A 13,314-nucleotide genomic window follows, 5' to 3' on the forward strand; every position below is an offset into this window, starting at 1 on the left:
TCCTCAGAGCGCCCATAGGGCGCTCCATCTCGTCATTTATGCCGTACGTTTACGCAGTTCGATCTCTTCCACGATGCGCACATACATCTTTTCGTTGAGGTTGTAGAAACAGCCCATCGCCACGATGGTGATGACTGCCAGCAGGCTGGGGTAGATAAATATCAGCTGCCGCAGCCCTTCAACGGTCCCGGCGGATTGCACCACGTTGGGCACATAGCCGATCTGCGTAAGCATCATCCCCGGGAAGAAGCCCGCCAGTGCCTGGGATACCTTCCTGAAGAAGGTAAAGCCGGTGTAAACCGTCCCCTCAGAGCGCACGCCGGTGCGCCACTCGCCATATTCCACGGTATCGGACACCAGCGCCCAGTTCAGGCTGTTCACAAATGCGGAGCCAAAGAAGGCCAGACAGGAGAACGCCACAAAGCTCACCGAACCACCGCCGAAGAAGTAGTTAAGCAGATCGCCCGCCACCCAAATCATCAGCCCGCTGACATAGACCTTTTTCTTGCCGAAGCGCCGCACCGCGCCGGGCATCATAAAGACGCCGATAAAAATACAGCCCATGCTGAAGAAGCCCATGTATGACAGCAGGATCGGGTCGTTCAGCACGTACTGCGTGTAGTAAACCTGAATGGCGAGCTTGACGTTAAAGGCACCCAGCGTGCAGAGGTTGGCGATGCAGAGAATAAACAGCGGACGGTTCCCGGCGATGGCGCGAAACGACTGCAACAGTCCCGGTTTTTGCGCCGGATTAGCAGGCTGCGTTTCGACGTAACGCTCGGTCACGCCCTTATAGCACCACCACATAAAGAACAGCCCGAACAGCGAGAAAAGGGTGGCGGCAAAGATATAGCCAAGCTGGTCATTGCCCTCAATCAGGTTCATTACCGGGACAAAACCGACGGTACAGAGCAGCAGGCCAAGCGTGGCACCGCCCTGACGCCAGGCGGCCAGCGAGGCGCGCTCGTCCGGGTTTTTGGTAATGGCGGGCACCATCGCGCCGTAAGAGCAGTTCATCATGCTGAAGAACAGGCCGTACAGCATGAAGAGCACCGTCGCCATCACCGTTTTACCGGTGATTTCAAACGGCGTGCCGACGAAGTTGGCAATCGCCAGCAGCGTCACCGGGAAGGCGGCATACAGTACGAACGGGCGGAATTTTCCTTTCGGGCCGATCTTGCGCCGGGCGTCGAGCATGATCCCGGTGCCCATATCGGTGAAGGCGGTAAAGAACTTGGCAATCAGGAAGATGATCCCGCCGTAGGTCCCCGGCAGGCCCAGCACATCGGTGTAGAACTTCAGCAGATAGAGCGTGCCGATATCCAGCAGGATGTTAGAGCCGAGATCGCCCATCCCATAGGCGAGTTTTTCTTTAAACGGCAGGCGTAGGGTTGCCGGATCAGAAGTATGTTGACTCATTATTGTTCTCCGTCTGCCCGCAGGTCTCCCTGCGGGCGAGCCTTATCAGATATGACGTAAGGTGCTAAACAGATCTGCCCATTCGCTTTGCTGGCGATAGAAGACCGGCGGTTTGCCGAGTGGGGCCTCAACGGTCACATCACCGCCCTGGCAGGTTTCACCCGTCCACGCATTGACCCAGCTGTCCTGCGGCAGATAGAGCGACCAGTCATGGCGGCCCTCTTCATACACGGGCGCCACCAGCAGATCGCGGCCAAACAGATACTGGTATTTCAGCGTGTAGGCGCGCGCGTCCTCTTCATAGTGCAGGAACAGCGGGCGCATCACCGGCAGGCCGCTTTTCGCGTTCTGCGCGACGGCAGCTTTGATATACGGTTTCAGGGTGGTGAAGACGGTGGTCATACGCGCAAAGTGAGCGATGGTTTCGGCGTCGCCATCGAACTGCCAGTTGTCGCCAGGACGGTTGCCTTCGTGGGTACGCATCATCGGCGTAAAGGCGCTGAAATCGCACCAGCGCAGCAGCAGCTCTTTGGTGCGTTTCATCTCGAACAGGGTGGTATAGCCGCCGATGTCGCTGTGGTGCAGCCCGTGACCGGTCATCGCCAGAGACAGCGCAGCAGGTACGACGGACGCCAGACCGTCGTCCAGGCTCCAGTCGACGTTCTGATCTCCCGCCCACATCATCACCGAGTGCTTCTGGCTGCCGGTATAACCCGCGCGCATGAAGAACAGGATCTCGCCGAGCTTGCCGGTCTCTTCCAGCGCCTCGTAGTTACATTTCGCCCACAGGGCAGGCCAGGCGTTATGCATGATCTCCGCGCTGACGCCGTTGTGCAGGAAGGTATCGGTTGGCAGATATTCGCCAAAATCGGCCATCCAGCCGCCGCAACCCAGTTCGATCAGGTTCTTTTTGATCACCTCTTTGTACCAGCCGTAGGCTTCCGGGTTGGTCAGGTCGATGACGCCCGCGTAGAACTCGCCGAACTCGACGTGGTACTCCTTGCCGTCGGCATTTTTGGTCAGATAGCCGCGTTTTGCCGCCTCTTCGCAGAGATCTTTGTCGCTGGCGACGTAGGGGTTGATATAGGAGAGGAACTGCACCCCTTCCTGTTTCCACTGCGCAATACGCTCATCGAGCTGCGGATAGAGCTCGCTGTTCCACTTCCAGTTCCACATCACGCGTTTGCCGAAGGAGGTCATGCGGATGCCGGACCAGTCCTGCGCCCAGATGCCGTTCACCTTCACGCCACCTTCGCGCATGAGGTCGAGCTTCTGCTGGCACACGTCGGTGCCGCCCTGAATGCCCAGCGTCACCCCGTCGTAAACCCAGTCCGGCAGCTCCGGCTGACGCCCCAGCAGGCCGGTGAGTTTTTCCAGCAGATCGACATAGGTTTCTGCGCAGTCGAAGCGCAGCGTGGCGTTATCTTCCCAGAACGCCAGCTCGTGGAAGTCTGGCGCACTGAAGTCGAAGTTCATGTAGCAGCTGTTATCCACGTGGCAGTAGTACTTCTGGGTGCTCACAAAGGTGGGTTGCGGGAAGAAGGTCCAGTAGTAATCCCCGCCCGCGTTCTCTTTGCAGTCGGCCTGCCAGGTCACGTAAGTCTGCTTATTGCGGCCCACCCCCTGTTCGCTGGTCCACAGCGGGAACGGCTTGCCGCGCAGGTCGAAGTAGGAGAACTGCTCCCCGCAGCCGTAGATATGATCTTCAGGCTGGGCCGCCAGCCGCAGCCAGATGCGGTTATGGCGGGTGGCATCGTTTTTGAGCTTTAACGTCAGGCGGCCTTCCGTATCAAGATCTACCAGCAGCGTGGCGCTTACCGCATCGCCACGGGTGAAGCGGATCGCCCAGCCTGCGCTTTGCTGTGTAACGGTCGCGTCCGTCAGGGCGATTTTTTCGTTGAGCTTGTCTTTGATGCTGAAGTTGCCGCGAAACATTTCGATATCGGCAACGCCCGCGCCGATCCACAGGCAAGGTTCATCGGTGGAGTGGGATAAAATCAGACGGTCCTGCCAGCGCAGGGTGAAGCCATGTTCGTTATTTTTCAGATCAATATTGTGTAGGGTACGCATAGAAAACTCCGTCTTTATTATTTGGCCTGGCTATCCAGTAATCCGGCGGCTACGGCAGGGGCTAAGCCCGGGGCCAGCGGCAGGCGGGGGATCACCAGGCAGTGCAGCAGGTGGTAAATATCCTGCTTGCCGTCCCAGACTTTGGTGGTCACTTCGTTGTTGGTGTCCAGCTCCTGCCACCAGGAGCCGTTCTCGTAATCCATCAGGTATTTGATGCAGTAATCCCACCATTTCTGATACCAGGCTTCGTACTGCGCCTCGCCGGTCACGGTATAGAGGGCATAGGCCGTGCCCATCGCTTCGACGATCGGCCAGCGCACGCGTTCGCGCACAATAGGCTTACCATCCCAGCCGACGGAGTAGACGAAGCCGTCGGCCCCGTCCGGCGCCCAGGCATCGCGGATGGTGGCGTGGAACAGTCCTTTTGCGTCTTCCAGCAGCCACGCTGGCGGGGTTTCAAAGCGGGCTTCCAGTGCGGCGCGCAGATGCAACATCAGACGGCCCCACTCAATCCAGTGTCCCGGCGTACCGCCGTAGGCGCGGAAACGGTGGGCAGGGTTATCGATGTTGTAGTCGCGGATCGGGTTCCAGTTGGTGTCAAAATGCTCGTTAACGCGATACTCACCCTTGCGCGCCACGTCGTGAATAATCACCGAGGCGATGCGCAGGGCGCGGTCGAGCCATTTGCGATCGTGGGTGACGTCATAGACGATGAGGAAGGCTTCCACAGCGTGCATATTGGCATTGCCGCCACGGTAATCTTCCGTTTTGCTGAAGGCTTCGTCCCAGGATTCCAGGCACATTTGCTCCTGTTCGCTCCAGAAGTAGCGCTCAATCACCTCGATGGCGTCGTCCAGCAGCTTGCGCGCCTGCGGATGTCCGGTGGTAACGGCGCTCGCCGCGCCGAGCAGCACGAAGAAGTGCTGATAGCCCTGCTTGGAGGCATCCATCACCCCTTCATCGTTAACGCAGGCGTACCAGCCGCCATGCTGTTTGTCGCGCAGCGGGCCGTTCAGGGCATTGATGCCATGCTCAACCAGGGCGTATGCACCCGGGCGCCCCATATTGGCGGCCACCGCGTAGACGTGCAGCATACGGGCGGTGATCCACAGATGCGTGCCCATATCGCTGCGAACCTGGCCGTTATTGCCCAGCCAGCCAAAGCCGGTGGGAACGGCGGCGTTTTTGCCGAAGTCGAGAATGCGGTCGGTCTCTTGTTCGAGCCAGCGGTTATGGCTCAGGGTGTTAAACCATTTCATATTCGGGTCCTCTCTTAACGGCGGGCCATCATTTCGTCGACGATCTCGCCCAGACGCTGTAGTTTTGGTACAGAAATATCGCGGAGCATCAGCCCGGTGTCCGGCAGGCCAATCACTGATGACCAGACGGCGCGACCAGCTAAAAAGCCTGACGCGCCCGCCTGCATCGCCACGCTTACGGCGCGCGGGAAGAGCTTGTCGTCCACGCCGGAGGAGAGGATGACCCAGGGCATGTTGATCTGTTCGTTGAGCTTCTGCGAGGCCGCCAGCAGCGCCTGCTGCGTGCCTTTGCCAAACAGCGGCATCTCCACTTTGTAGAGATCGGCACCGCTGTCTCCCAGCTCTTTGGCCGCGTCGATAATCGCCTGCTCGCGGTTAAACGCGGCACCGCGGCGCGGCGGACGCACCACCGGCTCGATAATGCTCAACAGACCGTTGTCGTGACACAGCGTGTTGAACGCCTTCACCATCTCCAGACGCTGCTGCGGATCTTCGTCGCTGCGCCACAGCACCAGCAGCTTCAGCGCCTTGCCGCCATCGCGTTTGACCGCCTGCGCGTCGACATTCTTGTCGATCACCACGCTGTCGACAGGAATACCGTTCCCCGGAATAAACTCGTCAGCGGCCACAATCATCGCGCAGCTTTTCGCAACCGCGTGCTGCTCCACGATCTGGCGATAGCAGAACTGCTGGTCGACGAGGATCGCGGAGGCGTATGGCGACAGAATTTTCGCCGCGTTGACCTTAAAATCCGTCAGATGCTGGTCCGTGACCGGCACCGGCGCGCCTGCCGCAGCAAACATCAGGCGCATCGCTTCGCGCTGATCGACGGCCAGCATGGCAAAACCGCCGGAAGGTCGGGTGATATCTTTCAGGGTGTACATCGTCATTCCTCAGTCCTTTCGTATCAGTGTGATTTTTTCAGCCCGGCGGATGCGCGAACCTGTTCGAGAATGGCTGTCCAGTCTTCGCGCCCACGCCCGGCGGCGCGGGCCTGGTTGTAAACTTCGCGGGAGGCGGCGCCCAGCGGCATCGGAACGTGGAGCTGGTTGGCCACGTCCAGAGCGATCCCCAGATCTTTATGTGCAAGGTCGATCATAAAGGCGGGAGAAAGATCCCCTTTCAGCACCTTGTTCGGCCAGGAGGTGGTGAAGTGGCCTTTGCCCGCAGGGGTGCCGCTCATCACCTTCAGCGCCACCTCGAAAGAGAGGCCGAGGGCTTCACACAGCACGGCCGCCTCGGCAGAGAGGGCGTTCAGGGCGATACTCATGTAGTTATTGATGAGCTTCACGCGGATGCCCATGCCCGGCCCGCCGGCGTTAATCAGCTCATTGCCCATCGCCATTAAGACGGGGGTAGCGCGCTCAACCTGCTGCGCCGTACCGCCTGCCAGCAGGAGCAGCGTGCCGGCGATGGCGTGGTCAGAGGTGCGCCCGACGGGCACATCCATCAGGCTGAAGCCGCGTTCAGCCATGTCGCGGATCAGGGCGTCGGTTTGCAGGGGATGAATGGTGGACATATCGATCACCAGCGCATTGCGGGATAACCCTTCGCACACGCCGTGCTCGCCGAACAGTACGCTGCGCACCAGATCACCGTTGGGCAGCATGGTGATAACGAATTCGGCGTCCATTGCAGCCTGCGCGGGCGTAGTTGCTGCCTGGGCACCGCTTGCAACCAGCGTCTGAACCGCCTGGGGGTTCACATCAAAGACATGAAGCTGGTGGCCTTGCTTCAACAGATTCTTCGCCATTGGCGCGCCCATCTGCCCTAAACCGATAAATGCGATTGCTGACATGCCTCTCTCCTGTCATATCTTGTCAATTTTTGCGCGTTTATGTTGTCTGTTTTTGATCGTATTTGTAATTTATAGTCAAAAAATAGACATGGGTCACTTTTTAAACATTTGGTGAAATTAAAATGAGCGCAACAGAAAACGCAGAAGGAATCACCATGACTCGCATCGTTTGTGTTGGCATCACCGTGCTGGATCGCATCTGGTATCTCGATGATTTACCAAAGGAAGGTGGGAAATATGTCGCAAAAAATTATACGGAAGTGGGCGGCGGCCCGGCAGCAACCGCGGCGGTGGCGGCGGCAAAACTGGGCGCGAAGGTGGATTTTATTGGCCGGGTGGGGGACGACGATACCGGAACAAGATTGCTCACGGAGCTGGAATCCCTGGGGGTGAATACCCGCTATACGCGCGTCGTGAAAGGTGCCCGCTCGTCCCAGTCCGCCGTGCTGGTGGATGCAGGCGGGGAACGCATCATTGCCAACTATCCCAGCCCGGATCTCCCTGCTTCGGCAGACTGGCTGCATGAAATCGACTTCTCTCAGTGGGACGTCGTATTAGCAGACGTGCGCTGGCATGAAGGGGCCAGAGAGGCGTTTACCCTTGCCCGCCAGCAGGGCGTGCCGACCCTGCTTGATGCGGATGTCACCCCGCAGGATATCGCGGAGCTGATTACCTTAAGCGATCACGCAGCCTTCTCTGCGCCGGGACTGCGGCGTTTAACGCAACGGGAGGAAGTCGAAGAGGCGCTGAAAAAAGCACAAACGCTCACAAATGGACATGTGTATGTCACCCAGGGGCGAGACGGTTGCTTCTGGCTGGAGAACGGCGCGCTATGTCATCAGCCGGGCTTTGAGGTAGAGGTGGTTGATACCACCGGGGCGGGGGATGTTTTCCACGGTGCGCTGGCGGTTGGCCTGGGGCAAAAGCAATCTCCGTTGGAAGCGGTACGCTTCGCCAGCGCTGTTGCAGCACTGAAATGCACGAAGCCTGGCGGACGGGCTGGTATACCTGACTGTGATCAAACCCGCTCTTTTTTGTCACTTTTTGTATAAAATGCGGGGCGTGATGGTTTTCAGAGGACAGCCCATGAGCCTTACCGAACTGACCGGCAACCCGCGTCACGATCAGCTGCTAACGCTGATTGCCGACCGTGGCTATATGAACATTGATGAACTGGCGCAACTGCTGGATGTCTCCACGCAAACGGTGCGCCGGGATATTCGCAAGCTGAGTCAGCAGGGGCTGATTACGCGTCATCATGGCGGCGCGGGCAGGGCATCCAGCGTAGTTAACACCGCCTTCGAGCAGCGCGAAGTCTCCATGACCGAAGAGAAGCGGGCGATAGCCGAAGCCATTGCCGACTACATTCCCGATGGCTCGACCATTTTTATTACCATTGGCACGACGGTAGAGCATGTTGCCCGGGCGCTGCTTAACCATAATCATCTGCGCATCATCACCAACAGCCTGCGGGTGGCGCACATTCTTTATAAGAATCCACGTTTTGAGGTGATGGTCCCCGGCGGCACGCTGCGCCCGCACAATGGAGGCATTATCGGGCCTGCCGCCACGGCGTTCATCTCTGGCTTTCGCGCAGATTATCTGGTGACCAGCGTCGGCGCGATCGAGCAAGACGGCGCGATGATGGAGTTCGATGTCAATGAAGCCAGCGTGGTGAAAACCATGATGGCCCACGCCCGGCATATCTTACTGGCGGCCGATCATACGAAATATCACGCCTCTGCTGCGGTTGAAATTGGTAACGTGGCGCAGGCGACGGCGCTCTTTACTGACGAGCTACCCGGCTCCGCGCTGCAAACGCACCTTAAATCGAGCAAAGTTGAAGTCATTGAAGTCAATTCAAACGACGAACAGCAGGCGGGTTAACCCTCTTCCGGTCCGACGGTGAGCGTCGGGCCGTTCCTTTCTTTAAGCTGAAGCTGGCGCATAGCCAAACATCTCCTTTCCCGCTACAGTTACTTTTCACGGCAAACAAGGAGAGAGAAATGCTCTATATCTTTGATTTAGGAAACGTAATTGTCGATATCGACTTCAATCGCGTGCTGGGCGCCTGGAGTAATTTCAGTCGCGTGCCGCTGGCGACGCTTAAACAAAGTTTTACGATGGGCGAGGCTTTTCATCAGCATGAGCGCGGTGAGATTTCGGATGAAGTTTTTGCCGAAAAGCTCTGCCATGAGATGGCCCTCCCCCTCAGTTACGAGCAATTTTCCCATGGATGGCAGGCGGTCTTTGTCGGTATCCGCCCTGAAGTGATTGCCATCATGCACAAACTGCGCGAGCAGGGGCATCGGGTGGTGATACTTTCCAACACCAATCGTCTGCACACCACCTTCTGGCCAGAAGAGTATCCCGAAGTGAAAGCGGCTGCGGACAAGATCTATCTCTCTCAGGAGATGGGAATGCGTAAGCCGGAGGCGCGTATCTATCAGGCCGTCCTGCAGGCGGAAGGATTCTCTGCCGCCGATGCCGTCTTTTTTGACGATAACGTCGATAATATAGAGGGAGCTAACCAGGCAGGTATCACGTCAATTCTGGTGACCGGAAAAGAGACGATACCGAACTACTTTGCGAAGCAGTTATGCTAAAAAACGTTCATCAAAAAGCCAGCCACCACACCAGGCCGCTGCGTGCGTGGCTAAAACTCCTCTGGCACCGCATTGATGAGGACAACATGACCACGCTGGCAGGCAACCTTGCCTACGTGTCGTTGCTCTCTCTGGTGCCGCTGGTGGCGGTCATCTTTGCGCTTTTCGCCGCCTTTCCGATGTTTTCGGACGTTAGCCTGCAGCTGCGGCATTTTGTCTTTGCCAACTTTATGCCGGCAACCGGGGATGTCATCCAGAACTACATTGAGCAGTTTGTTGCTAACTCCAGCAAGATGACGGCGGTCGGGGCGGTGGGCCTTATTGTCACCGCGCTGTTGCTGATGTACGCCATTGATAGTGCCCTGAACACTATCTGGCGCAGCACCCGCGCACGGCCTAAAGTTTACTCGTTTGCGGTCTACTGGATGATCCTGACCCTGGGGCCATTACTGGCTGGAGCCAGTCTGGCGATCAGTTCCTATCTGCTCTCTTTGCGTTGGGCCAGCGATCTCAACAGCGTGATTGACGATGTGCTGCGGATCTTTCCGCTGTTCCTCTCCTGGCTCGCTTTCTGGCTGCTATACAGTATTGTGCCTACGACGCGCGTGCCTAACCGGGATGCGATGGTGGGCGCGCTGGTTGCCGCTCTGCTGTTTGAACTGGGCAAGAAAGGATTCGCGCTTTACATCACCATGTTCCCCTCCTATCAACTGATTTATGGCGTGCTAGCAGTGATCCCCATTTTGTTCCTCTGGGTTTACTGGACGTGGTGTATCGTCTTGCTTGGCGCGGAAATTACTGTCACTCTCGGGGTATACCGCGAGCTAAAAAAAGCAGCAGAAGCCGAAAAACAACGAGAAGCAGACCAACCATGATTGCATTGATTCAGCGCGTAACCCGTGCCAGCGTCACCGTGGAGGGGGAAGTGACGGGTGAAATTGGCCCGGGACTTTTAGTCCTGTTAGGTGTCGAAAGGGATGACGACGAGCAAAAAGCCAACCGCTTATGCGAACGCGTGTTGGGTTACCGCATCTTCAGCGATGCGGATGGCAAGATGAACCTTAACGTCCAGCAGGCGGGTGGCAGCGTGCTGGTGGTGTCACAGTTTACGCTGGCGGCTGATACCGAGCGCGGCATGCGCCCCAGCTTTTCTAAAGGGGCGGCGCCGGATCGGGCAGAAGCGCTCTATGAATACTTTGTTGAGCGTTGCCGCCAGCAAGAGATGCATACACAGACCGGACGATTCGCTGCGGATATGCAGGTTTCGCTGGTAAATGATGGCCCTGTCACTTTCTGGCTCCAGATATGAGTGAGCTGACGGTATGGCCGCGGGTAACCAGAGAGAGTACAGCTATGTATCACCTTCGAGTACCGCAAACGGAAGAAGAGTTAGCGCTTTACTACCAGTTCCGCTGGGAGATGTTACGTAAGCCATTACATCAGCCGAAAGGGTCGGAACGCGACGCCTGGGACGCGATGGCGCATCACCAGATGGTGATGGATGAAGAGGGCAATCTTGTCGCGGTTGGGCGGCTCTATATCAATGCCGATAATGAAGCCTCTATCCGCTTTATGGCGGTGCACCCTTCCGTACAGGATAAAGGTCTGGGCACATTAATGGCGATGACGCTGGAGTCCGTAGCCCGCCAGGAGGGTGTTAAGCGCGTCACCTGTAGCGCGCGCGAAGACGCGGTAGAGTTTTTTGCCAAGCTGGGTTTCATAAACCAGGGCGAAATCACCACCCCGCAAACCACCCCGATTCGTCATTTTTTGATGATCAAACCCATCGCCTCGCTGGATGATATTCTGCACCGCGCCGACTGGTGTGGACAGCTACAGCAGGCCTGGTATCAGCACATCCCCCTGAGCGAAAAGATGGGGGTGCGCATTCAGCAGTACACCGGGCAAAAATTTATCACCACCATGCCGGAGATCGGCAACCAGAACCCGCACCACACCCTGTTTGCCGGCAGCCTCTTCTCGCTGGCGACGCTCACCGGTTGGGGGCTTATCTGGCTCATGCTGCGCGAGCGCCATCTTGGTGGCACCATCATTCTGGCCGACGCCCATATTCGCTACAGCGCGCCAATCAGCGGCAAGCCGAGCGCAGTCGCCGACCTGGGTGCCCTGGGTGGCGATCTCGACCGCCTGGCGCGAGGCCGCAAGGCACGTGTGCAGATGCAGGTCGAACTGTTCGGCGATGAAACACCGGGCGCGGTGTTTGAAGGGACCTATATCGTTCTTCCTGCGAAGCCGTATGGCGCGTATGAAGAGGGCGGGAACGAGGAGGAGTAGTGTCCGGGTTCGAGAGTTACCGGTGGTAAAAGAGGTAACTCTCACTTTCATATCGTCAGGCTAATGACTTAAAAACGATAGCCCATGCCCACGTTAAAACCATTAATTGAATAGTCGCGATCCATACTGGCTTTTGTGCCTTCATAGCCGAGATTAATGGAGAGATTATCGACCGGGTTCATCACCATTCCCACTCCCCAGGCGAAAGACGCTGATCGCTCGGAAATACCGTCATGGTGCACTTCATTATGACCATAATTCACCCAGCGGGTATTCCCGGACGCTTTTACCCATGCGGTACCGCCGAGGGCATAGAGTGAAACATAGTCATTAATGCGGTACGCCGGTCCTGCCAGCAAAGAGTAGTAATTTACGTCTATATCATTGTGAACAATGTCGCGGGTTGCTAAATAATCTTGTTTAGTGTGCGTTTTCATCCAGGTAAAAGAGCCAAGAAGGCCGATCGGTGAATCAAATTCATAGCGATACTGGACGTTAACGCCGTTCAGGTTGTCAAAATCTTTTACGTCGCTGTGCGCGTAGCCTAAAGAAAAGGTGTGATGATTTGCAAAGGCCAGGCTGCTGGTCAGAGAGGCAGCCAGTAAAATTACCAGAGCGCTTTTATTCATTGATGTAATCCATTAATCAAAGAAACTAAATATTTAATAATGATGGTAAGAGGGGAGCGTGAAGATTATTTTCCCTTTATCACACTGCCTTGGGCGATTTATTTTGCGTTGCTAGCTTTGCGGGTGCAAACCTTAATTGCTTTATCACCAATGTGGGATTTCTTAATTCGTTTTCTTTGTCTGCTCACCATGCAGAGACCCTGCTGCGGTACTCGCTCGCCAGGCTATATCCTGAATAACATCCCGGGCAGCCTGGCTAATCCCACCCAGTTGAAAGAAGCCGTGGATCACGCCAGACCAGCGTTGACAGGTAGAGTTCACCCCTTGATCGATCAGGTGATGATGCAAGGCTTCGCCTTCGTCGCACAATGGGTCATATTCGGCGGTAATGATATGAGTTTTCGGCAGGCCATAAAAATCGTCCCGCCACAATGGGCTGGCTTCAGGATGTTGGCGCTCGGTATGAAGAAGATACATGTCGTAACCGCTGAGTAGCGTGTCGCGGGTAATTACGTAGTCCAAACCATTGCGGGTGTAGCTTTCAAAACAGGCCGTTGCGTCGAGCATAGGATAGATAAGAATCAGCTGTGCAGGCTGCCACAAACCCGTGGTTTTGAGCCGCAGCGCAGTGACCAGGGCCAGGTGTCCGCCCGCGCTGTCTCCGCAAAGGGTGATACGGTTTTTATCCACCCCCAACCGTTCAGCGTTTTGCCAGAGCACGTTTGCCCCTTTCTCAGCGTCATCGTGAGCAGCCGGAAAGGTGTGCTCTGGTGCGAGCCGGTATTGCACCGCAATGACCCGGCAGTTGCCGTAATAAGCCAGCTGACGCAGCTGGTTATCATGCGTATCGAAGCCGCCACTAACAAAACAACCCCCATGATAATAGATAACGGCAGGCAGCGTTGCGGGTGCATTGAGCGGTGAGAATATGCGAAAAATAATTCCGTCGAGTTCAAGCTTTGTCACCTGTACACGGGTTTCTTTCTCTCCGGCAAGCACTGTACTGGCAACGTAACCCGCTCTCCGGTCATCAATATTCTGGCGACGAGAAGAAGGTCGCCCTGCGGTGATAAATTCCTGAACCAGTTTATTAATACCCTTTTCCAGTGCCATAGATGCCTTCCTTTTCCTGTATGGATACACAGCGTTATAGCCTGGTTTTATGCAGATGAAAACAGAGGATGGTGATGAGGATTAGAATCTGGAAAGCGGCTCGCAAATGCGAATACAACGGTTTG

13 protein-coding genes are annotated in these 13,314 nt (G+C 56.5%); 6 read left to right on the plus strand and 7 right to left on the minus strand.

Translation table 11 applies throughout. The features are described 5' to 3' along the window. Nucleotides 1-36 precede the first annotated feature (36 nt). From ACOKCT_RS19015 to yihU, 5 genes are read right to left on the minus strand one after another with little or no spacing between them, the layout of a single operon-like run. The gene (locus ACOKCT_RS19015) at nt 37-1,419 is read right to left on the minus strand and encodes an MFS transporter (RefSeq protein WP_420193780.1); all 1,383 of its coding nucleotides are present in this window, start codon (nt 1,417-1,419) and stop codon (nt 37-39) included. Nucleotides 1,420-1,464: 45 nt separating this feature from the next. Continuing rightward, nucleotides 1,465-3,489, minus strand: a complete 2,025-nt coding sequence (locus tag ACOKCT_RS19020) for an alpha-glucosidase (RefSeq protein ID WP_420193781.1) — start codon at nt 3,487-3,489, stop codon at nt 1,465-1,467. Nucleotides 3,490-3,506: 17 nt separating this feature from the next. Then, on the minus strand, nt 3,507-4,748 hold the full coding sequence (gene yihS, locus ACOKCT_RS19025) for a sulfoquinovose isomerase (protein WP_156655404.1): 1,242 nt from the start codon (nt 4,746-4,748) through the stop codon (nt 3,507-3,509). 14 nt (nt 4,749-4,762) lie between these two features. Then, nucleotides 4,763-5,638 (minus strand): sulfofructosephosphate aldolase, encoded by an 876-nt coding sequence (gene yihT, locus ACOKCT_RS19030; protein ID WP_103177570.1) that lies wholly within the window; start codon nt 5,636-5,638, stop codon nt 4,763-4,765. Between the two features lie 17 nt (nt 5,639-5,655). Continuing rightward, nucleotides 5,656-6,546: a sulfolactaldehyde 3-reductase gene (yihU, locus tag ACOKCT_RS19035; protein ID WP_159340287.1), complete on the minus strand. Its 891-nt coding sequence runs from the start codon at nt 6,544-6,546 to the stop codon at nt 5,656-5,658. A gap of 155 nt (nt 6,547-6,701) precedes the next feature. Here yihU and ACOKCT_RS19040 point away from each other — a divergent pair, with 155 nt between their 5' ends. The 6 genes from ACOKCT_RS19040 to fabY all read left to right on the plus strand — a co-directional run bounded on the left by ACOKCT_RS19040 (nt 6,702) and on the right by fabY (nt 11,447). Next, the gene (locus ACOKCT_RS19040) at nt 6,702-7,598 is read left to right on the plus strand and encodes a sugar kinase (RefSeq protein WP_156655400.1); all 897 of its coding nucleotides are present in this window, start codon (nt 6,702-6,704) and stop codon (nt 7,596-7,598) included. A gap of 34 nt (nt 7,599-7,632) precedes the next feature. Continuing rightward, nucleotides 7,633-8,433, plus strand: a complete 801-nt coding sequence (locus ACOKCT_RS19045; protein WP_156655399.1) for a DeoR/GlpR family DNA-binding transcription regulator — start codon at nt 7,633-7,635, stop codon at nt 8,431-8,433. Nucleotides 8,434-8,552: 119 nt separating this feature from the next. Continuing rightward, complete coding sequence (yihX, locus tag ACOKCT_RS19050) at nt 8,553-9,152, plus strand: glucose-1-phosphatase (RefSeq protein WP_103177566.1); 600 nt, start codon at nt 8,553-8,555, stop codon at nt 9,150-9,152. Continuing rightward, nucleotides 9,146-10,027, plus strand: a complete 882-nt coding sequence (locus ACOKCT_RS19055) for a virulence factor BrkB family protein (RefSeq protein WP_114316354.1) — start codon at nt 9,146-9,148, stop codon at nt 10,025-10,027. The genes yihX and ACOKCT_RS19055 overlap by 7 nt, the downstream gene beginning before the upstream one ends. Next, nucleotides 10,024-10,461, plus strand: a complete 438-nt coding sequence (gene dtd, locus ACOKCT_RS19060; RefSeq protein ID WP_103177564.1) for a D-aminoacyl-tRNA deacylase — start codon at nt 10,024-10,026, stop codon at nt 10,459-10,461. The genes ACOKCT_RS19055 and dtd overlap by 4 nt, the downstream gene beginning before the upstream one ends. Nucleotides 10,462-10,505: 44 nt before the next feature. Continuing rightward, nucleotides 10,506-11,447, plus strand: coding sequence for a fatty acid biosynthesis protein FabY (gene fabY / locus ACOKCT_RS19065; RefSeq protein WP_032615389.1), 942 nt, complete (start codon nt 10,506-10,508; stop codon nt 11,445-11,447). Between the two features lie 68 nt (nt 11,448-11,515). Here fabY and ACOKCT_RS19070 read toward each other — a convergent pair whose 3' ends face one another. Both ACOKCT_RS19070 and ACOKCT_RS19075 read right to left on the minus strand, forming a co-directional pair. Then, the gene (locus tag ACOKCT_RS19070; protein ID WP_103177562.1) at nt 11,516-12,076 is read right to left on the minus strand and encodes an Ail/Lom family outer membrane beta-barrel protein; all 561 of its coding nucleotides are present in this window, start codon (nt 12,074-12,076) and stop codon (nt 11,516-11,518) included. Nucleotides 12,077-12,238: 162 nt separating this feature from the next. Further along, entirely contained in the window at nt 12,239-13,189 is a 951-nt protein-coding gene (locus ACOKCT_RS19075; RefSeq protein ID WP_420193782.1) for an alpha/beta hydrolase, read from the minus strand. Nucleotides 13,190-13,314 lie beyond the last annotated feature (125 nt).

The sequence above is a fragment of the Leclercia sp. M-A074-M genome, assembly GCF_965195605.1.
Lineage (GTDB): Bacteria > Pseudomonadota > Gammaproteobacteria > Enterobacterales > Enterobacteriaceae > Enterobacter.